The following is a 19,549-nucleotide window of genomic DNA, read 5'->3' as shown; positions in this document are numbered from 1 at the left end:
CGTGCTATGGGATTATTACGAAGTACGTAAAAATCTACGATTACGATATATTTCAGAGCCGTTCTGCCAAGCAGCATTATCAAACTCACTTTCGCTATTTTGGCAGTATTCTGCTATCTACGGTAATCGGCTCAAAACAACCTTGCATTTCACCCCTAATCTATGCTAAAATACCAGGGTTAATATCAAATCACACGAAAGGTGAGTAATGAGTCTGAGTCGAATCGGAAAACTGCCGGTGGTTATTCCGGCCGGTGTGACAATCACGGTTGACTCTGGTGATGTGGTCGTAAAGGGCCCGAAAGGTGAATTGACGCAATTCATCACACCAGCAGTTGAGGTGAAAGTCGAAGACGGACAAGTCACGGTACATCCTAAGGACGAGTCCAAAGTAGCCCGTAGTCAGCATGGTCTGATGCGCGCGCTAATTAACAACATGGTAATCGGTGTAACCAAAGGCTATGAAAAGCGCCTAGAGGTTAACGGTGTCGGTTTCCGTGTTAGCTCAAGCAACAACGAGCTAGAAATGGCACTTGGATTTTCACATCCAGTCAAATACAAAGCCCCAGAAGGCGTAACTGTTACCAACGAAAAAATGATTATCGTTGTTAGCGGTATTAATAAACAACAAGTCGGCCAAGTTGCAGCGGAAATCCGCGCATTGAAGAAGCCTGAACCATACAAGGGCAAGGGTATTAAGTACGTCGACGAGCAGATTTTGCGTAAAGCAGGAAAGACAGGTAAGTAATCATGGCTGAAAATAAGAAGCTACTCAACCGCGCTCTTCGCAAAAACCGCGTTCGCGCTAAGGTTTCAGGCACGGCAGAGCGCCCACGCTTGACAGTTACTATTAGCAATTTGCACGTTAGCGCGCAATTGATTGACGATGTAGCTGGTAAAACATTGGCTGCAGCAACTACAGTTGGCACAAAAGCGACTGGCACGATGACTGAAAAAAGTGCTGCTATCGGTACTGAAATTGCTAAAAAAGCAAAGAAAATTAAGATTAGCGCAGTAGTGTTTGACCGCAATGGTCGTCAATACGCTGGCCGCCTAAAGGCTTTGGCTGACGCTGCGCGCCAAGAAGGATTGGAGTTTTAGTATGGCAGAGCAAGCTGCAAATACTACCCCACGTGCAGAAGGTCGTCGACCTCGAAATCCACGTGGTGGTCGCCGCGATGACCGGCGAAATGTGCGCGATGACGCACCAAAAGAGTTTGAAGAATTGGTAATCAACATTGACCGCGTTTCTCGCGTGGTTAAAGGTGGTCGCCGTTTCCGATTTAAGGCTTTGGTGGTTGTTGGTAACCGCAAAGATAAAGTTGGTGTCGGTGTTGCTAAGGGTGCAGACGTTCAAGCTGCAGTCGCTAAGGCTACGTCAGTCGCTAAAAAGCACTTAATTACATTGCCATTAAACGGCGAAACAATTCCGCACGACAGCGAAGTTAAATTCTCTGGCGCACGCGTATTGATCAAGCCAGCCGCTCCTGGTACTGGTATTATCGCTGGTGGTGTAGTTCGCCAGATTATCGGCGTAACAGGTGTTCGTAACCTATTGACCAAATCTCTTGGCTCAACCAACAAGGTTAACATTGCTTACGCGACTATTGAAGCTCTAAAGTCATTAGTTCCACGCGATCAATGGCTAAGCGCTCAGCCTGTAAAAAAGGTTGCTAAAAAGGAGGCTAAATAATGAAGTACAATGATCTCCAAGTTTCAGCAAACAAGAATAAAAAGCGCGTTGGTCGCGGTATTGCTGCTGGTCAAGGTAAAACTGCTGGTCGCGGTACTAAAGGTCAGAACGCCCGAACAGGTAAGAAGCTTCGCGTAATGTTCCAGGGTGGTCAGCGTCCACTAGCTCAAGCTGTGCCAAAGGCTCGCGGATTCAAGAGCTTGCGAACTCCAGCTCAAGTTGTGTACATGGATCACTTGAACGCATTTGACGGCAAGACCGTTGACAATGCTTTGTTGTTCACTGAAGGCTACATTGCAACTCCATTCCACACGGTTAAGGTGATTGCTCGTGGTGAATTGAAGGCTAAGGTTGACTTGAAAGTACAAGCTGCCTCAGCTTCAGTTGTTGCTGCTATCGAAAAAGCTGGTGGCTCATTTGAGAAAGTAGCTACACCTCTGCGTCAAAGCATGAAAGAAGCTGAAGAGAAATAATTTTTCTCGTCAATCACAAGAATCCCCTCTATAGAATAAGGGGATTCTTTTTTTAGGTATGGAAATATCCGCTAAGGTAATGTATAATTAACAGAGTTAAGAATTGTTAGTGACTATGAGGGGCTAAAACATGAATTGGAGAATAATTTTCCGCTCGCTGAAAAATAAAGATATGCAAAAACGACTATTTATTGTCGTGGGAATAATCGTTGTTTATCGATTATTGGCGCACATTCCAGTGCCGTTGGCGGAACCAACACAACTACGTAACGCGATTTCGTCGGTGCTTGGGCAATCTGACCTCGGTGGAATTTTGAACTTGCTATCTGGTGGCGCACTGTCGAGCTTCTCTCTGGTGTTGGTTGGACTTAGTCCATTTATTACCGCCAGTATCATCATTCAGCTTCTAACTAAAGCCATTCCAAGGCTTGAGGAGCTACACAAAGATGGCGAATCTGGACGTCGAAAAATTCAGCAATGGACACGTGTTATTACTGTGCCGCTTGCTATTGTCCAGTCAATCGCTTTCATCTTCATCTTAAGGCAAACAGTTCTTCAAGGCGGCAGCACGACATTAGCCGACCCTACGATGATGGAATGGATCGTTTCAATCACTTCAATGACAGCAGGCTCTGTCCTTCTGATGTGGCTCGGTGAGTTGATCACTGAGCAAGGAATCGGCAACGGTATTTCTATCGTAATCTTCGCTGGTATCATCAGCCAATTGCCACAAATGCTCGCGTCATTAATCTCATCATTGTTCAACACCTCATCTGGCAGCTTAAACGTCTTCAACTGGTTCACTCTCCCTGTAAACCCAGTTATGTTCTGGACGATATTAATCATGTCAATCGCCGGACTTATCGTCCTTTATTTCCTAGTTAAAATCAACGAAGCTCAGCGTGTCATTACGATTAACTACGCAAAGCGCGTTCATGGAAATAGTAATTATGGCGATGTAAAAAGCATTTTGCCGGTTAAGTTGATTGCTGCGGGAGTTATTCCAGTCATCTTTGCGGTTGCGTTTCTGAGCTTGCCGCAATTTGTTGGTCAAGTTATGAAAGCGTCTGGTAACGCCAATCTTCTGCCGACCGCCAACAAATTGATCACTTGGTTCCAAGCTCCAAACGCGGGCTCGTTCACAGGAAGCACCGCTGAAGCGTTTATTTACCCAACGCTATACTTTATCTTGGTTATCGCCTTTACATATTTCTACACTGGAATCGTCTTTAACGCTAACGAAATTGCCGAAAATCTGCAGAAGCAAGGCGGATTTATTGAAGGCGTGCGTCCGGGCGCTCAGACTGAAAAATACCTTATGAGAACCGTCAATCGCTTGATTTTGTTCGGCTCAATCGTCCTGGGAATCGTGGCTATTTTGCCATTCGTCGCGGAATATCTCACGTACAATTTGACAGGCTTGCAAGGTTTGCGTTTGTCAATCGGCGGTACTGGAATCTTGATTGTCGTATCAGTTGCCCTTGAGACTCTGCGACAAGTCAACTCTCGTGCGCTGATGGTTACGTATGACGACTTTGATCCAGACGAGTTGCTTGATAGCGACAAAAAGAAGAGTAAGAAGCGTCGTTTGTTTAAGAAAAAATAATTGACATTAAAAATCCCCGCCGAAAAGCGGGGAATTCTTTTTGTGAATGGATTATCGTATTTTGTAATCGTAAGATAAATTGTCGCCAACTTTTTTCTCATTTTGGCAGACTGGCGCAATTTCATTACTAATGTTATTTTCATCAACCATCTTACAACTCGGAATGTCAAACAAATTAAATTGGTTGGTTGGGGAAATCGCTTTCCATCCGTCGTCTTTCTTGACTGCAAACATTCGCGCCACAGAATTGCCGCAACCATAGCCCAGTAACAATTGTTTCTCGTCCTGGGAATGGGCAATTACCGCATGCCACGCCGTTGTTATCCTTACAGCCCGATTTTTTATTTTCTGTTTTCAGAAAATCGCGAATCTCTTGTGTGGCTGAATCGTTGCGAGTAACCGCTTTATCTCCTTCAATTCGGAAGCCTAAAGATCCCAAGTTCACAGATCCATTGTCAACCTTTTCCGCCGTTTGCGTCTTGTTTGAGTTGTGGTTGGCTGTTAAAATTACGCCAATAACTATCTATCACTATCAAAGCCGTCACCAGACCGATTAGCACCGCGGTCATTATCTCATTCTTCGATTTTGTAACCTTAAAGTTTGCCGGTTTTTTCTTGCTTGCCATAAAAATCCTTATGTTAAATTTGATGACTCAATTATAGCACTTAAATTTACGGCGAAAACCCTGTCAAACTGTGTTTAGTACTGTATAATTGACAACTGTAACTTATGGCGGATGTCAAAATATATAATGTAAAAAGATTACAAACGTAAACATTAAAGGAGGTAAGAATGTGAAAGAAAATTGCAGAATCGATAAAAAACAGCATATAACCGATGCAGAATGGGAAGTAATGCGAGTTGTGTGGGCAAATAGCGAAGTTACGAGCAAGTTTGTGACAGAGGTGCTTTGTGAGAAAATGAACTGGAAACAGGCTACAATAAAGGCGCTGTTGAATCGGCTGCTGAAAAAGAATATTTTGAAAAAGAAGGAAATTGGGAACAAGTATATTTATTCGACAGATTTTACAGAAAAGGAAGTTGCTAACAGTTATATATTAGGAACTTTTGATAAAATTTGTAAAACGAAAGTTGGAGAAATGATAGGGAAAGTTATTGAGAACAGTGAACTGAGTTTTGACGACTTGGATCTGATTTTAAAGGCTGTTGAGGAAAAGAGGAAGACGGCTATGGGAGAAGTTTCGTGTGATTGTGTGGAGGGGCAGTGTAATTGCGAACATAGCGGACATAAGCATATTTAAGATATGGTGTACTAAATGAAGGAAGAAAAGATTATGGCAGAAAAAAACTATACAGTAACCGGAATGAGCTGTGCATCTTGTGCCAATGCTGTGGAAAAGGCACTTAATAAAAATAATGATATTAACGCTTCAGTTAATTTTGCAACTGAAAAATTGAATATTGAATATGATGAGAAGAAGTACAATTTTGATAAAATTAGGGAAATAGTGGAGTCGGCTGGGTATGGACTGGCTGAGGATATGACAGAAGATAAAAAGGTGGAACTTTATCAAGAAAAAATAATAAGTTTGAAAAATCGATTAATTTTAGCAGTTATTTTTGTTGTTCCACTTTTGTATATTTCGATGGGGCATATGCTTGGGGCAGTACTTCCTGAATTTTTGAATCCTAAGGTAAATCCGCTTAATTTTGCGTTGGCACAGTTTGTGTTGACTTTGCCTATTATTTATGCTGGGAGAGATTTTTTTTCACATGGATTTAAAAATTTAGTAAGAAAATCTCCAACAATGGATTCATTAATTGCTATTGGGTCAACGGCGGCGGTACTCTATGGAATTTACGCAACTTTTGGAATTGTAATTGTAGACCCTGAAGCACATATGGATTTATATTATGAGTCGGCTGGTGCAATTATTACGTTAATCTTGTTTGGAAAACTGCTGGAGGCAAAAACAAAAGGTCAAACTTCATCGGCAATAAAAAAACTTATCGGACTTCAACCTAAAAAGGCTAAAATTATTGAAAATGGAGCGGAAAAGGAAGTTCTGATTGAAAACTTGAAAGTTGGAGATATTGTTATTGTGAAGCCGGGAGAAAAAATTGCGGTGGATGGAAGAATTGTGGAAGGGGCGACTTCTGTTGATGAGTCAATGTTGACAGGAGAAAGTTTGCCAGTAAGCAAAAAAGTTGGAGATAAGGTTGTTGGCGGAAGTATAAATAAAAATGGAAGTATCAGATTTGAGGCGACTGAAATTGGTAAAAATACAGTTTTGTCACAAATTATAAAGCTGGTTGAGGAGGCACAGGGGTCAAAGGCTCCTATCTCTAGAATGGCAGACATTGTGTCGGCATATTTTGTGCCGATTGTTATTGGGATTGCGATAATTGCAGGAATTGCTTGGTTTCTAAGTGGAAGTGGATTGGTTACTGCATTGTCGTTTTTCATCGCTGTACTTGTAATTGCGTGTCCGTGTGCATTGGGACTTGCAACACCTACATCAATAATGGTTGGAACTGGAAAAGGGGCTGAAAACGGTATTCTTATAAAAAGCGGGGAAGCTCTTGAAACAGCATACAAAATAAAAACAGTTGTATTTGACAAGACTGGTACGATTACGAAAGGAAAGCCTATACTTACTAATTTGATTGCTTATGGGAAATATAATGAAAATGAATTGTTAAAAATTGCTGCAAGTGTGGAAAATGATTCAGAGCATCCATTGGCAGAAGCAATCGTAAACAAAGCAAAAGAGAAAAATATTGAAATTAAGCCGTATGAAAAATTTAGGGCAATGCCAGGTTACGGTATTCGTGCAGCATTTGAAGGCAAGGAAGTTCAAATTGGAAATAGAAAATTGATGGAAAATCGAAAAATCACTGCGGCTGGCGGGCTGAACGTCTTTAACTGGTTTACTCTGCCGGCGAATCCAACCGTCTTTTGGCTGGTGGTGATCATGGCTATCGCCTCACTCATCGTTCTCTACTTCCTGGTGAAAATTAATGAAGCCCAGCGCGTCATCACTATCAACTACGCCAAGCGTATCCACGGCAACTCCAGCTACGGTGGCATCAAGAGCATCCTGCCGGTCAAGCTCATCGCTGCTGGCGTCATCCCGGTCATCTTTGCCGTTGCCTTCCTCAGCTTGCCGCAATTCATCGGCCAAGTCATGAAGGCCTCAGGCAATCCAAACCTGTTGAACTTGGTTGGGGACTCTGTTGACTTTGTTTCCGTCACTTTCTCAACCCAGGCTCCTTTACCGGCAGCACCTGGGAGGCATTCATTTATCCGACGCTGTATTTCCTCCTGGTCATTGCCTTCGTATTTACTTCTGCATCGTGTTTTTGTCTTTAAGCCATGCTAGAATTTCTTATATTCTGGAAAATCTATCGGGGCGTTCTTTTCTAGCGAACTTGGAATACCGTTTACCACCGTAATATTTTATGCCTGCTTCAATCGACCAAACTTCGATCCGATCATCTCGTCCTTTGCGCTGCCATTTCGTTCTGTATCTGGTTTGGGTATTGCTTTAAGATTACGCAATTATTTCACGTTCAATAGCCGTCTACCAGTTCGCTTAAAGTGGTCATTATCTCACTTTATATTTTGTAACCTTACAAGTTTGCCGGTTTTTTCTTCTTGCCATAAAAATCCTTATGTTAAATTTGTGAGCTAATATTATAGCACTTAAATTTACGGCGAAAACCCTTGTCAAACTGTGTTTAGTACTGTATAATTGACAACTGTAACTTATGGCGAGTCAAAAGGAAGTCATCAAAATGGTAGGAAAGGTAGTGGAAGCACTGCCTAATACTCAATTTAAGGTGGAACTGGAGAATGGTCATAGTATCATCGCGCACATTTCAGGAGGAATGCGTAAGCATTATATCCGTCTGGTGCCTGGTGATAAGGTTGAGGTTGAGATGACCCCTTACGATCTTACAAAGGGACGAATCAGCTTCCGCCTACGTGACGATCGACCTCAAGGTCGGTAGTTAAATATTAACGGTAATCTCGGGTTTACTCGGGAAGGGAGATTTAAGCACTTTATGAAAGTTCGTGCAGGTGTGAAAAAAATCAGTCCCGATGATAAGTTCGTTCGCCGCAAAGGCCGACTATATATCATCAACAAGAAAAAACCTAAGAATAAGCAAAGGCAGGGTTAAGCATGGCTCGAATTGCTGGGGTAGTTATCCCAACAGAGAAGCAGGTGCAAATTGCGCTCACCTATATTTACGGTATTGGGCCAAAGCACGCTTCGAGCATCCTTGCGGCGGCTAAAATTGAGCCGACCACTCGGGTGAAAGATCTCACCGAGGCTGAAGAAAACAAGATTCGCGAAATTATTGACAGCGAATACACCGTTGAAGGTGATCTCCAGCGCTTGGTGGCAAATAATATTAAGCGCTTGAAGGATATCAACGCCTATCGCGGTCTTCGCCACAAAGCAGGACTGCCAACACGCGGACAGCGGACTCGTACGAATGCACGAACTCGCAAGGGTCGCGCCATCGCCGTGGGCGGTACACAACCAAAAGCAGCAAGTAAGACCTAAAGAAAGGACTAAGAAATGGCAGACGCAAAATCTACCAAGAAGAAGCAGCGCCGATCAGTCCCAGCTGGTCAGCTGCACATTCAGGCAACATTTAACAATACTATCGTTACTTTTTCCGACAAGAAGGGTAACGTACTAACCGCTTCATCAGCTGGTGCATGTGGTTTCCGTGGAAGCAAAAAAGGTACAGCCTATGCTTCACAGGTTGCTGCTGAAAAAGCTGCTGAAGCTGCGAAAACTCAATACGGCTTGAAATCTGTTGACGTTTTCGTGAAAGGTGTCGGTTTGGGTCGTGATGCCGCTATTCGTGCGGTCAGCGCCTTCGACATCTCAGTAGAAAGCATTAAGGACGTAACTGGCGTGCCTCACGGCGGTGTTCGTCCACGAAAGGCACGGAGGGCATAATTATGGCACGAGATAATTCACCAATTGTCAAGCAAAGCCGCCGCGAAGGTTATGCGCTTCATCCAAAAGCACATAAAATTTTGGCGAAAAAATCTGGCATTCCAGGTCAACACGCACATGGTCGTCAGAATAAGCCAAGTCTATACGCTACACAGCTTCGTGAAAAGCAGAAGGTTCGTCGCTTGTACGGTCTAGTTGAGAAGCAGTTTGCTCGCTTGATGAACGAAGCAACACGCGCTCAAGAAGGTTTGGCGGGCGAAAACTTGTTGAAGCTATTAGAGCGCCGTTTGGATAACGTTGTTTATCGTTCTGGATTTGCCGTATCACGTCGCGCAGCTCGTCAACTAGTTAGCCACGGACATTTTGAATTGAACGGCCGACGCGTCGATATTCCATCGATTCGCGTTAAAGCTGGCGATGTCATCACGGTTCGTCCAAAGAGTACCAAGTCAGAGTACTTTACACGAATTGACGATGTAATCAACAATTCAGTCCAAGGCCCACTAAGCTGGCTAAAAGCTGATAGCAAGAAGCTGAAGATTGAAGTAACTGGTTTGCCAAAGCGCGAGGAAGCAGAAGCTGACATCAACGAGCAATTAATTGTTGAGTATTACTCACGATAAAAGAAGGGTTAGGGAAGAATTATGGCAAAAGCAATTTACAATCCAGCACTCGCGAGCGTTGATGATATTTCAGAAACCAGTGCTACTTTTCTAATCGAGCCACTTCACCCAGGCTACGGTAATACTCTTGGTAACTCATTGCGACGCGTTCTATTGTCAAGCGTTCGCGGTGGCGCGGTTGTAGCTTTCAGGATTGAGGGCGCAACTCACGAGTTTACTACTGTTGAAGGCATCAGCGAGTGCTGTTGTCGACGCTTTTTTTTGATTTTTCCAGACGTTCAGCTTCGTGTGTTTGCTGACGTTCCTTTTGAGCTGCGTTTTGCAGTGCACTGGTCGCTGGCGTATTCTTTGCCGCTGACATTAAAACTAATGTTTGTTTTTTCGGCTTTTCCTTGGCCTGAATGGCGACGTAATAATGCTCGCGCATGGCCGCATCCAGCCCCAGTTTTTGGTTATAAGCAGCACGTTTGTGTGGTTCGGGGCAGGTTCGCGGTTATCGTGTTGATTGTCGCGCTGTAATTGCGAGCGGCGTCTTTCTGGCGCAAGGCGGCATGATTGCCTGGTTGATTTCCTGTATTCGCCAGTTGTACGTTTTGGTTCCCAAGTTGCGGTCATACTTGTGTATCGCAGCCATGAAATTTTCCTTGGAGAATTGTGGCGAATTCCTTGTTGAAACTACACAGGTTTTGTTCCTTGTCTGTGACGGTGTTTGATGCGGCCGTTGCTATTTTTTTTCAAAATTGTAATACAGCAGCTTTCGGCTGGCAACACGTTTTTTACTGGTGCTGTTACAGCGCTTGGTGCAGCTATGGCATCGTTGGCGCGTTCGGCGTTGCGCAATGCCATTCAGCGGCGCTCGCCTTTCGCGCCTGTGCGCCGCACGCGCTAATTAGCACTCGCCGTCCGCGTTCTTCGCGATTTTGTGACTTTGAACTGCTCCAGCATTTGCTAGCATTGCGCGGTTTCGGTTCGTAGGTGCTGTATTCCGTGCGTGCCGTGATGGCGTGAGTTGTTGTTTTAAGTATGCGTCGACGCGTGGTATGAGGGGCGCAAGTTCGGCCGCTGAGCGTGATCAGCTGCGAGCCGTGCTCACAGCGTCTGGCTATCAGTTTGGTTGAGTACGGGGCGATGCGCTCGCACCTTGCCGAAGTACTAAGAGCGGTGACTGGTCAGCGTGTGCCTGCCTTCTTCCCTATGGCTGGCGAAGTCGGCGGCCATATGCCCCGACCACGACGTCAGGTGATTGTAGCCTTCTGCGGCGGCGCCGCTCGCTTCCGCAGCATCCAGTTGATGAAATCGCACCACAGCTGAGTGGTCGAACCAGCGGACACGTTCGCGTTGAACGAACACGTTTGCGAGTTGGCGACGGCGCTCAAATGGCGATCATCGAGTTTGTTGACGATATTAAACCAATGCCAAAGAAGGGAAAATAAGATGAAGACTTATTCACAAAAACCATCTGAAGTTTCTCGCCGTTGGGTATTGTTTGACGCTAGCGAATTACCACTTGGACGTTTGGCTACAGAAATTGCTAAGCATTTGACTGGTAAATACAAGCCAACTTACACTCCTCATATTGACGGTGGCGACTACGTAGTTGTTATCAATGCTGCGCAGACAGTTGTTACTGGATACAAGGAAACTGATAAGTATTACTATCGCCACAGTGGTTTCCCAGGTGGAATTAAGGAAACGCAATTCAAAGAAATGCGCGAACGCCACCCAGAGCGAATTATTGAAGAAGCTGTTAAAGGTATGTTGCCAAAGAATAAATTGCAAGCAGAGCGCCTAAAGCGTCTACGCATTTTTGCTGGCAGCGACCACGCTCACACAGCACAAACACCAGAGAAAGTTGAGGTAAAGTAATATGGCTGCTGATACTTATTTCTACGGCTTAGGTCGACGCAAAAGTGCTTCAGCAAGCGTTCGCTTGCTTCCTGGCAAAGGCACCATTACAATCAATGGCAAGCCTGCTGCTGAGTACCTGGACGGCAACAAAACCTTACTAGCAGAAGTAACCGATCCACTTGCAATTGTCAGCAAGCAAAAAGAATTCGACGTTACTATCCTAGTTAAGGGTGGCGGCTTGGCTGGTCAAGTTGACGCTATCAAGCTTGGCATCGCAAAAGCTTTGACTGCTGCTCACGCTGACCTGCGTCCAGTTCTGAAGAAGGCTGAGCTATTGAAGCGTGACCCACGCGAGAAAAGAGCGCTTAAGAAGTACGGTCTTCGTTCTGCTCGTAAGCGCAGGCTCGATTCTCTAAGCGTTAGTACAGAAAAAGGCTATCACAAAATACTCCGTTTCATATGCAGGCGGAGTATTTTCATAGTATACTAAAAATATGTTGGACAAGATTATCTGCATCGCTGGTTGCGGATTCCGTATGTATTGAACGTGCATTATTTTTTTCGTCCGGAAAAACCGGGAAGACGACGATTTTACTTATTCATGGATTGGGCACTTCCTGGCGAACATGGACGCCGCTGGAGCCGTATTTGCCGAAGAGATGCGCGAGTTATAGCAATTGATATGCTGGGATTTGGCAGATTCGCCCAAGCCTGATTGGAAATCCTACAATGTTCACGACCAAGCCGCAAGCATCGTCGCCACTTTGCGTAGGGAATTCATAAATCACGTCGATATTGTCATCGGTCATTCTATGGGGTCGCTGGCTGCCGTAGAGCTCGCCAAGCAATATCCGAAGTTGAGCAAGTCGCTGATTTTGTGTAGTCCGCCGATATATTATCCGAGGGTTGACGAAAAAATTCATCATCCAGAGAAGATTTTGCGTGCGCTTTATGAGTTTTTCAATAGTCATCCGCGCAGTTCGAAACGCTTTTTGCAATTCGCTGATCGGCACAATATTTGGCCTGACGCTGGATTTAAGGCCGATGAAGTTACCGCCGAGTCGTTTTTAATCGCCCTGAACACCGCGATTATCAATCAGACGACAATGAATGATATCGCACTAAGCTCACTCTTCCGATTGCTATTTTGTCTGGAAAACTTGATCCACTGATTGTCGAGAGAAACCTGAAGAAATTGGCAAAAGATCATAACAATATCACTCATACGTCAATGGCAACTCAGCGGCATGAAATAACCGATAAATATGCGAAGAAGTTGTCGGAAATTATGAAAGAGTATTTGGCGGGAAAATATTCACCAAAAACGAGTCGTCTTATAACAAAGTCCAAACGAGAAAGTTTATGATTGAAGTAGAATCCAAATTTAAGTTATCGATCTGATATTACTCGCGATAATCTCCTCGCCATACTTAAAGGCCAATTCATCGCGCCCATCTCAAGCAAACGCCAAATTGATACAGTATTTTTATTGCCCGAGCAAGTTGACGCGCCAATTGTTCCTGGCTCGAAAATTATGCGAGTGCGCGATGTTCTTAATCCGGAAACTGGTGAGCTGCAACGGAGCTTGATGACGCTGAAGGTCGAGGGGCAGGCAAAGCTAGTGTCTGATGAATATGAATTTGCAGTTGATGACGGAAATGCGGCGCGCCAAATGCTCACAGCGCTGGGCTGGCAAGAAGTTGTTACGGTTGATAAAGTCCGCCTTGAATCAAAAACCGAGGACTATACGATCTGCATCGACGAAGTTGCTGGACTGGGACTATTTATTGAACTGGAAGTTTTGACCGAAGACAGTGCCGACGTAAAAAACATTCAGCAACAAATGTGCAATTTTCTGAAAAACCTGGATATTGACGGCAAATTATGTCATATTTTTTCCGATGCAAGCCTTAGAAATCTGCTATCATCGCGTCTTTTTGGTGTATACTTGACTTTGCTTTGAACGTGGAGAAATGGCCGAATTTATTTTCTGACTTCCACTGTAGAGTGATGTTCACCATGTCTTGGTGTGAGTTGCTCGGTGACCGCTTTTGGTGTTGGTTTACTGGATTCTCGTATTATAGGTTTTAGTCAGAAGTGCGTCAGTTCTGCCGATATTGTTATCTATTGCCAGGAAAGTGAGTTGTATGGAATCTTCCAAGCCAAGAAAGCTTTTGCCGAACATGACCTTGTCTGTGTGGTTGATGGTTGTACGGTTTTTATCTTTCTGGCGCTGAATGGTTTTCCGGGGCCGTTTGTTAAATTGCTACTGAATAGCTTTAGTTATCCCGGCATTATCAAGTTGATGAAGGGCGAGGCTGATCGTCGAGCTATTTTTTCTTTTGCGGTTGGCTATTTTGACGGCGAAAAAGACCATATTTTCGTAGCCAACGAAGAGGGATTTATCGTTGATGAGCCACGTGGCTATATTCTTCATGGCTGTACGGACTTGTTCTGTATTTATTGATATCCGAGCTTTCTGTTGTCGCTGTTTGGTATTCTTGTACGGCGTAGTATGGCAGTTATTATCTGACGATAATTGAGATTGTTTATGGGCTCGGCGATGTTGAGGGTTATATTTTGATTGGCGGCGGTGTCGAGAAGGGCGAAACGATCGAGGAATCAATTGTCCGTGAAGTCAAGGAGGAAACTGGACTGACTATCACGCCGGATAAAATCATTCACCAAGCAACTACTTTCTTCAAGCGCAACGCTGAGTCGCAAGCCAATCAGTCAATCCAACTGTACTTTACCCACAGTCAGCTGCACGGGCAAATCAATAACGACAACATAACCGACAGTGAGAAGACTTATACTAACGGCACGCCAGAATGGGTTGATCTGGATAAGATTGATGATATAAACTTTCGCCACAGCGTGGATCTAAAGAACAATTTTACAGGCGTATATTTCGCAATCTCGCACCTGCTTAATAGTCGAATGAGTGTTATAATATATTTAATGAAACCATCTAAACCCGTCATCCTCACTGGCGTGCGCGCCAACAACAACATCCACATAGGTAATTACTTTGGGGCTATTTTGCCAATTATCAACATGGCGAAACGTCGCTCGGACGAATATGATATCAATCTATTCATCCCAGACCTTCACAGTTTTACGACGCCAATTGACCACAGTAAGTTATATGACAGCATCCTGAACAACGCGCGAGTTTATACCGCCGCCGGATTGCCGCTGGACAATTCTTCCATTCATCTTTACCGCCAAAGTCGTATTTCGGCTCACAGCGAACTGGCGTGGATTCTGGACTGCTTCACTGGATTTGGCGAGATGAGTCGAATGACGCAGTTTAAGGATAAATCACACAAATTTCTTGATGAGATTGACAGTAAAATAAGCCTACCAACTAGTAGACAGAAAGCGTGGGACGTAGTTCATACAGGTATTTCTGTTGGACTATTTAACTATCCCGTCCTGATGGCTGCCGACATTCTACTTTACGGCGCGACTTACGTGCCAGTTGGCGACGACCAGACCCAGCATTTGGAGTTCACGCGTGATATTGCCGAGCGAATGAATCGTAAGTTTGGCGATCTATTTATCGTGCCAAAACCTGTAATTCAGCAACATCAATTCTTCGGAAAAGATCAAGGATTGAGGATTAAAGATCTCGTGAATCCAGCGAAGAAAATGAGCAAATCTGACGAGAGCGGCAAGGGAATTATCTTCCTTTCTGACGATCCAAAATCGGCACATAAGAAAATAATGAGCGCAACAACAGATTCAATTGGCAAAGTTCAATACGACAAGGAAAATCAGCCGGGAATTTCTAATTTGCTGGAGATTTTGACTTTGGTTCGGCAAGACGCTGGCAGGGAAGTTACTCTGGAGCAAACCACCAACGAGTACTTCGGTATGGATCGTTATGGCGATTTCAAGCGAATCGTGGCTGACGAAGTTGCGGAATTTTTGGAGAATTTCCAGAATCGGCTTGCGGCGGTTGATGAGCAAGTAATTGAAGAGAAGCTGACTTCCAGTGAAAAAGATATGAATGTCATCGCTAATGAAACTTTGTATCGTGTTCAAAAAGCCGTAGGGCTTCGAAAATAAGGAGCAAATCGCGTGAAAATATTACCTCGGACAGTGCTGAAAATAGCTAGATTGTACAAACTGGCGGACGACAATACGCCCGTCAAAGCACTGCGTCGGCTGGAAATTCAAACGGACAAATCTCATGTTTTTGCGGAATTTATTTTGAACAAGCAGCATTTTGCGCTGCTTTACGGTTCGATTGTCGACGAAGAATCTATTGACGAATTGTGGACAGAAAGACCAGATAATGCCGAGATTTTGCCGAATCCGCTAGACCCGGAATTTATCGAAACGCCGTTCCAAGGAAAATATGTCATAATGTTCAAAATTTCGCCAACCAAAGTGCGCTTGGATATTTATTTATCGACCAAATTTGACACGACAATTTCTCGAAGTCTTTGGCAAAAATACATAAAAGCTGGATACGTTTCGGTCAATAATAAAGTCGTGACGACGCCAAAATTTGAGGTTGATGAAACTGATGAGATTGCGCTTAATTTGCCAGAAAAAGAGCAGGCGGACGTTGATTTGCCGATTTTATACGAGGATGATGATGTGATTGTCGTTAATAAGCCAAGCGGGCTATTGACGCACGCAAAGGGTGGGCTTTCTGACGAGCCGACGGTTGCGGAGATAATTCGTCCGAAGACTTCGTTTGCGACGGACACGGATCGTCCGGGAATTGTTCATAGGCTTGACCGCGATACTTCGGGGCTATTGATTATAGCCAAAAACCCAGAATCTGCCGCGCATTTACAGAGGCAGTTTGCCGAGCGAACCGCCAAGAAAACCTACATAGCGATAACCGACGGCAAGCCAAAGTTGAATGCCGCAAAAATTGATCTGCCAATTGGGCGCAATCCTTCGGCGCCGAGTACGTTTCGCATAGATCCGAACGGGAAACCAGCTCAGACGACTTACCATGTTTTGGCGGAAAATGATACTCAGTCGCTCGTGGAACTGAAGCCGACCACTGGTCGAACTCATCAATTGCGCGTCCATTTGGCTCATTTGAATGCGCCGATTCTTGGCGATCGAGTTTACGGAAAGTCTTCGGATTGTCGTATGATGTTGCATGCTCAAAAATTAGAGATAACTTTGCCGTCTGGTGAGAGAAAAGTTTTTGAAGCCGCAGTTCCTGACGAATTCAAGAAGTTTTTTCCCAGAGGATTTATAGATGTCTGAAGTGATTATATCCGCTCGAGACGTTCAAAAAATCAGCCAGATTTCATCGCAATTGCCTCACGCGCTTTTGGTAATTGCGGATTACGGACTTGACGGGCTGGGCGTGGCTCAAATATTAGCAAAAAATAGCGATATTTTTCACTTGAAACCGCTTCCAGAAAAGCAAACCATATCTGTTGATCAAATCCGCGAGCTCATCTCTATGCTCCGAACTTACGCCATAAATCGTCGAGTTATTATCATTGACGAAGCCGATTCAATGACCGAGCCGTCGCAAAATGCATTCCTGAAAGCGCTGGAAGAACCGAATAAAAATACCAATTTTATCCTTGTCGCGAAAAACCCGAAGTTGATGCTTGATACTGTTAGATCTCGCTGCCAGACGTTAACGCTTCATAAAACGACATCCGCCCAAGATAAAAAACTGCTTGAAAAGTACAATTTAGACCCAGCTTCCAGCCAGCAAATCCTTTTTTTGGCGGCTGGGCGACCATTGTTGATTAAAGAGTTGGCGGAAAATCCAGAAAAATTCGCCGAATATCGACAATTAGCCACCGACGCAAAGCAAATTTTAGCCACAAATCGGGAATACGACACTTTTAAGAATCTCGCCAAATACTTTTCTGACCGCCAAAAAGCGATATTACTAACGGATATTATAGTAAATATGATTCGTTTTCAGGCTTTATCTCGCGGAATGAATCCGTCTCTTGAAGAACAACTTGAAAAAACCACCTCTGTTGCAAGTGCATTAAAATCCAACGCCAACGTCAGGCTGGCGCTGACGCAACTTGTGATATAATAGTATAGATATGTTTGGATTACTCCTCATTCTAATTTTAATGATTTGGGCGATTTTTTATCATCCGTCAATCAAAGAAACTGGCGATTTGCCAACTAAGATTACTAATAAACTTGATCAATTATGGGAAATTGCCCAGGAATCAATTCGCGAGAATAAATATTTGCGAGCGGAAAAGGCTTTATTGACAATTTTGCGAGTCGACGAGAAAAACGCCACGGCGTACAACCGTTTGGGGATTTTATACGCCAAGCAGCGCGCATATAAAGACGCCATCGAGTGTTTTGAGATTGCTCAGAGTCTGGAGCCAAGCGCTTCCAGTCTTCATAACGTCGGCTTAATTTACTACGAAACAGAGAATTACGAAAAGGCGTCGCTAGCATTCGAGCAAGCACTGGAGATGGAAGATGATTTGGCTGCGCGCTACATCGCTTACGCCAAGGTTCAGGAAAAAATAGGGAATACGAAGAAGGTTATCAACGCCCTGGAAAAGGCTGTCGAATTAGAGCCGATTCCTCAGACGTTGAAGATTTTAGCGGAAGCATATGATAATGCTGGACAGGCCGAGCTGGCTGAAGAACTACGTAAGAAAGCTACGAAAATGCTAACTCCGACGGTGTCATCTCAAAGAGCTGCCGACGCGCCACGTCCACGCCAGCAGCGCAAAATCCATCAACCGCGAAAAATAGTTATGTAAACTCTTTTTGTCACAGAGAGAAAAAATTGATAAAATAAATTCAGTTGCCGTTTTGGCTCAGTTGGCTAGAGCAACTGGTTTTGTAAATTGTGTGTCCTGGGTTTGAGCCTGAGAAGCGGCTTCATTATTCCACGCTGGAATCGTGTAGTGGCAATCACAGGAGACTGTAAATCTCCCGCCGTAAGGCTTCGTAGGTTCGAGTCCTACTTCCAGCACCAAGTTTGAATCATCGTCGCCTTTTCGGGGCGACTTTTTTGATAGCATAAAGTAGTAATATTGACTTTTATAAGCATATGTGCTATTATATGGGTATGTTTGAATTTACAAAATCTATTCTGGCATTATGGAATAGCGAAAAAAACCAACGATTGAAATTACAATACGCTTATATTATGTTAGCCATAATTGGGCTGGCTGTAGCGGGATTATTGACATTATTTAACGCCTCATCAGCACACTTGGCGGCATCAGCTTCAGGAATATTGTTCGTTACGTTCTTAGTCAATAGCGTAGCGTGGGGAATAATAGAGGCATTTGTCACGCCAAAGCTACCAAAAGAAGCCGGCACGCCAGCCAAAAAATCCACTCGTAAAAAATAGCTCAGTTGATTAAACACGGCTTAATATGCTAAAATTAAGCCTGTTACGCCGCGATAGCTCAGTTGGTAGAGCGCATCCATGGTAAGGATGAGGTCTCGGGTTCAAGCCCCGATCGTGGCTCCATAATAAGATATTTAAGGCTCGTGATCGAAAGATTGCGAGCCTTCTTTTGCTCATACGAGAATCGTCCTAGGAAACCCGATATACAAGTCTTTTCTTAGTGCATTAAATTCAGAGTGGTGGCCCACCAGTACAAAGAATAATAATTTTAACCGAAAGGATTCTTACGAAGACTTGAAAATAACTTTTTACTATATCTACTCCGGCTTATACTGCCGAGTACCTCTTTTAGGGGAATGTACGAAAGTTTTTAGAATTATTCGGTGAGATTGGCGCCTATTCTACTGCCTTAAAACGGCTATGACCTAACGATCAACAAATATAAGGAAGTCGAATACGAGAAAGTTGAATACCCACCAACTTCTGAAATTATAGCTGAGATTAAGAAATTAGATCGTGAAGCTTCCGAAAGTCTGACCGAACTTGAAAAATTATTAAACGAAACAAATCCGGATTTGTAGGTACGATATGAAGGTAAGACTGAAAGAATTGGGTACGATATTTACGGGAAATACTCCGAGCAAAAAGGTCGACGAATATTGGAGTAATAGAAACATCAAGTTTATTAAACCGGATGTGATAAAAGACGAATTATGTGTCATATCTAGTGCAAATGAGTATATCTCCGCCAGCGCCAAAAACGTTTCTAGAATAGTACCAGCAAATAGTATACTTGTCACGTGTATTGGGAAAATAGGACGAGTCGGCATAACGGAAGAAGAAGTCTCGTTTAATCAACAGATAAATGCTATCGTTCCGAATGAAGCAATTAGAGCAAACTATTTGCGCCACACAATTTCTGCCACTTCAAATGCACTTTATATCGAAGCGGTGGCGCCCGACTCGCTCTCTTGGAGTCGCAATTTAGCGACTCCTTAATTATCATTTGCGATCTTCAGCATCCAA

28 protein-coding genes, 3 tRNA genes and 1 pseudogene are annotated in these 19,549 nt (G+C 44.0%); 29 read left to right on the top strand and 3 right to left on the bottom strand.

What is annotated here, in order from left to right; translation table 11 throughout:
* Positions 1 to 214 precede the first annotated feature (214 nt).
* The 5 genes and pseudogenes from rplF to secY all read left to right on the top strand — a co-directional run bounded on the left by rplF (position 215) and on the right by secY (position 3,772).
* Positions 215 to 748: a 50S ribosomal protein L6 gene (rplF, locus tag KOY49_RS02445; protein WP_129744668.1), complete on the top strand. Its 534-nt coding sequence runs from the start codon at positions 215 to 217 to the stop codon at positions 746 to 748.
* A 2-nt stretch (positions 749 to 750) separates the two neighbouring features.
* Positions 751 to 1,101, top strand: coding sequence for a 50S ribosomal protein L18 (gene rplR, locus KOY49_RS02440; protein WP_129745349.1), 351 nt, complete (start codon positions 751 to 753; stop codon positions 1,099 to 1,101).
* 1 nt (position 1,102) lies between these two features.
* Positions 1,103 to 1,627, top strand: a pseudogene (rpsE, locus tag KOY49_RS02435) (30S ribosomal protein S5); the annotation flags it as partial.
* Between the two features lie 65 nt (positions 1,628 to 1,692).
* Positions 1,693 to 2,166 (top strand): 50S ribosomal protein L15, encoded by a 474-nt coding sequence (gene rplO / locus KOY49_RS02430; protein ID WP_232736554.1) that lies wholly within the window; start codon positions 1,693 to 1,695, stop codon positions 2,164 to 2,166.
* A gap of 130 nt (positions 2,167 to 2,296) precedes the next feature.
* A complete protein-coding gene (secY, locus tag KOY49_RS02425; RefSeq protein ID WP_232736553.1) occupies positions 2,297 to 3,772 on the top strand; it encodes a preprotein translocase subunit SecY in 1,476 nt (491 codons plus the stop codon).
* A 51-nt stretch (positions 3,773 to 3,823) separates the two neighbouring features.
* On the opposite strand, the gene KOY49_RS02420 is transcribed toward secY, so the two are convergent.
* Both KOY49_RS02420 and KOY49_RS02415 read right to left on the bottom strand, forming a co-directional pair.
* On the bottom strand, positions 3,824 to 4,045 hold the full coding sequence (locus KOY49_RS02420) for a hypothetical protein (RefSeq protein WP_232736552.1): 222 nt from the start codon (positions 4,043 to 4,045) through the stop codon (positions 3,824 to 3,826).
* Positions 4,046 to 4,227: 182 nt separating this feature from the next.
* Complete coding sequence (locus KOY49_RS02415) at positions 4,228 to 4,398, bottom strand: hypothetical protein (protein WP_232736551.1); 171 nt, start codon at positions 4,396 to 4,398, stop codon at positions 4,228 to 4,230.
* A 169-nt stretch (positions 4,399 to 4,567) separates the two neighbouring features.
* Between KOY49_RS02415 and KOY49_RS02410 the strand changes: the two genes are divergently transcribed.
* The 8 genes from KOY49_RS02410 (at position 4,568) to KOY49_RS02375 (ending at position 9,855) form a co-directional block, all read left to right on the top strand.
* Positions 4,568 to 5,035, top strand: a complete 468-nt coding sequence (locus KOY49_RS02410; RefSeq protein ID WP_039327374.1) for a CopY/TcrY family copper transport repressor — start codon at positions 4,568 to 4,570, stop codon at positions 5,033 to 5,035.
* 33 nt (positions 5,036 to 5,068) lie between these two features.
* Positions 5,069 to 7,117, top strand: coding sequence for a heavy metal translocating P-type ATPase (locus KOY49_RS02405; RefSeq protein ID WP_332873938.1), 2,049 nt, complete (start codon positions 5,069 to 5,071; stop codon positions 7,115 to 7,117).
* A 388-nt stretch (positions 7,118 to 7,505) separates the two neighbouring features.
* Positions 7,506 to 7,748, top strand: coding sequence for a translation initiation factor IF-1 (infA, locus tag KOY49_RS02400; RefSeq protein WP_232736549.1), 243 nt, complete (start codon positions 7,506 to 7,508; stop codon positions 7,746 to 7,748).
* A 54-nt stretch (positions 7,749 to 7,802) separates the two neighbouring features.
* Positions 7,803 to 7,919: a 50S ribosomal protein L36 gene (gene rpmJ, locus KOY49_RS02395; RefSeq protein WP_129637195.1), complete on the top strand. Its 117-nt coding sequence runs from the start codon at positions 7,803 to 7,805 to the stop codon at positions 7,917 to 7,919.
* A 2-nt stretch (positions 7,920 to 7,921) separates the two neighbouring features.
* Positions 7,922 to 8,308 (top strand): 30S ribosomal protein S13, encoded by a 387-nt coding sequence (gene rpsM, locus KOY49_RS02390; RefSeq protein WP_129632902.1) that lies wholly within the window; start codon positions 7,922 to 7,924, stop codon positions 8,306 to 8,308.
* 15 nt (positions 8,309 to 8,323) lie between these two features.
* Positions 8,324 to 8,713: a 30S ribosomal protein S11 gene (gene rpsK / locus KOY49_RS02385; RefSeq protein ID WP_129632899.1), complete on the top strand. Its 390-nt coding sequence runs from the start codon at positions 8,324 to 8,326 to the stop codon at positions 8,711 to 8,713.
* Positions 8,714 to 8,715: 2 nt separating this feature from the next.
* Complete coding sequence (gene rpsD / locus KOY49_RS02380) at positions 8,716 to 9,336, top strand: 30S ribosomal protein S4 (protein ID WP_232736548.1); 621 nt, start codon at positions 8,716 to 8,718, stop codon at positions 9,334 to 9,336.
* Between the two features lie 21 nt (positions 9,337 to 9,357).
* Complete coding sequence (locus KOY49_RS02375; protein WP_232736547.1) at positions 9,358 to 9,855, top strand: hypothetical protein; 498 nt, start codon at positions 9,358 to 9,360, stop codon at positions 9,853 to 9,855.
* Between the two features lie 156 nt (positions 9,856 to 10,011).
* Here the strand turns inward: KOY49_RS02375 and KOY49_RS02370 are convergent, their stop codons facing one another.
* On the bottom strand, positions 10,012 to 10,182 hold the full coding sequence (locus tag KOY49_RS02370) for a hypothetical protein (protein ID WP_232736546.1): 171 nt from the start codon (positions 10,180 to 10,182) through the stop codon (positions 10,012 to 10,014).
* Between the two features lie 407 nt (positions 10,183 to 10,589).
* Between KOY49_RS02370 and KOY49_RS02365 the strand changes: the two genes are divergently transcribed.
* The 16 genes from KOY49_RS02365 to KOY49_RS02290 all read left to right on the top strand — a co-directional run bounded on the left by KOY49_RS02365 (position 10,590) and on the right by KOY49_RS02290 (position 19,522).
* A complete protein-coding gene (locus tag KOY49_RS02365; RefSeq protein WP_332873937.1) occupies positions 10,590 to 10,769 on the top strand; it encodes a L17 family ribosomal protein in 180 nt (59 codons plus the stop codon).
* A 1-nt stretch (position 10,770) separates the two neighbouring features.
* Positions 10,771 to 11,202: a 50S ribosomal protein L13 gene (rplM, locus tag KOY49_RS02360; protein WP_129632888.1), complete on the top strand. Its 432-nt coding sequence runs from the start codon at positions 10,771 to 10,773 to the stop codon at positions 11,200 to 11,202.
* A 1-nt stretch (position 11,203) separates the two neighbouring features.
* Positions 11,204 to 11,674 (top strand): 30S ribosomal protein S9, encoded by a 471-nt coding sequence (gene rpsI / locus KOY49_RS02355; RefSeq protein WP_332873930.1) that lies wholly within the window; start codon positions 11,204 to 11,206, stop codon positions 11,672 to 11,674.
* A 202-nt stretch (positions 11,675 to 11,876) separates the two neighbouring features.
* Positions 11,877 to 12,356, top strand: a complete 480-nt coding sequence (locus KOY49_RS02350) for an alpha/beta fold hydrolase (protein ID WP_232736545.1) — start codon at positions 11,877 to 11,879, stop codon at positions 12,354 to 12,356.
* Entirely contained in the window at positions 12,332 to 12,550 is a 219-nt protein-coding gene (locus KOY49_RS02345; RefSeq protein ID WP_232736544.1) for a hypothetical protein, read from the top strand. Before KOY49_RS02350 ends, KOY49_RS02345 begins: the two co-directional genes overlap by 25 nt.
* 123 nt (positions 12,551 to 12,673) lie before the next feature.
* Positions 12,674 to 13,147, top strand: coding sequence for a class IV adenylate cyclase (cyaB, locus tag KOY49_RS02340; RefSeq protein ID WP_232736543.1), 474 nt, complete (start codon positions 12,674 to 12,676; stop codon positions 13,145 to 13,147).
* Positions 13,148 to 13,225: 78 nt separating this feature from the next.
* Entirely contained in the window at positions 13,226 to 13,651 is a 426-nt protein-coding gene (locus KOY49_RS02335) for a non-canonical purine NTP pyrophosphatase (protein ID WP_232736542.1), read from the top strand.
* 113 nt (positions 13,652 to 13,764) lie between these two features.
* Positions 13,765 to 15,258, top strand: a complete 1,494-nt coding sequence (gene trpS, locus KOY49_RS02330) for a tryptophan--tRNA ligase (protein ID WP_232736541.1) — start codon at positions 13,765 to 13,767, stop codon at positions 15,256 to 15,258.
* Between the two features lie 51 nt (positions 15,259 to 15,309).
* Complete coding sequence (locus KOY49_RS02325) at positions 15,310 to 16,425, top strand: RluA family pseudouridine synthase (protein WP_232736540.1); 1,116 nt, start codon at positions 15,310 to 15,312, stop codon at positions 16,423 to 16,425.
* Complete coding sequence (locus tag KOY49_RS02320) at positions 16,418 to 17,227, top strand: DNA polymerase III delta subunit-related protein (protein ID WP_232736539.1); 810 nt, start codon at positions 16,418 to 16,420, stop codon at positions 17,225 to 17,227. Before KOY49_RS02325 ends, KOY49_RS02320 begins: the two co-directional genes overlap by 8 nt.
* Positions 17,228 to 17,237: 10 nt before the next feature.
* Positions 17,238 to 17,924 carry a tetratricopeptide repeat protein gene (locus KOY49_RS02315; RefSeq protein ID WP_232736538.1) on the top strand — a complete coding sequence of 229 codons (687 nt, stop codon included), beginning with the start codon at positions 17,238 to 17,240 and terminating at the stop codon, positions 17,922 to 17,924.
* A 46-nt stretch (positions 17,925 to 17,970) separates the two neighbouring features.
* A tRNA-Thr gene (locus KOY49_RS02310) sits at positions 17,971 to 18,045 on the top strand.
* A 12-nt stretch (positions 18,046 to 18,057) separates the two neighbouring features.
* Positions 18,058 to 18,142: transfer RNA gene (locus KOY49_RS02305), tRNA-Tyr, on the top strand.
* Between the two features lie 93 nt (positions 18,143 to 18,235).
* The gene (locus tag KOY49_RS02300; RefSeq protein WP_129743790.1) at positions 18,236 to 18,523 is read left to right on the top strand and encodes a hypothetical protein; all 288 of its coding nucleotides are present in this window, start codon (positions 18,236 to 18,238) and stop codon (positions 18,521 to 18,523) included.
* 47 nt (positions 18,524 to 18,570) lie between these two features.
* Positions 18,571 to 18,646: transfer RNA gene (locus KOY49_RS02295), tRNA-Thr, on the top strand.
* Between the two features lie 465 nt (positions 18,647 to 19,111).
* On the top strand, positions 19,112 to 19,522 hold the full coding sequence (locus KOY49_RS02290; protein ID WP_232736537.1) for a restriction endonuclease subunit S: 411 nt from the start codon (positions 19,112 to 19,114) through the stop codon (positions 19,520 to 19,522).
* The last annotated feature ends 27 nt before the right edge of the window (positions 19,523 to 19,549 follow it).

The sequence above is a fragment of the Candidatus Minimicrobia vallesae genome, from assembly GCF_018866205.1.
Lineage (GTDB): Bacteria > Patescibacteriota > Saccharimonadia > Saccharimonadales > Saccharimonadaceae > Nanosynbacter > Nanosynbacter vallesae.
This window is presented reverse-complemented; position numbering and strand designations above follow the sequence as displayed.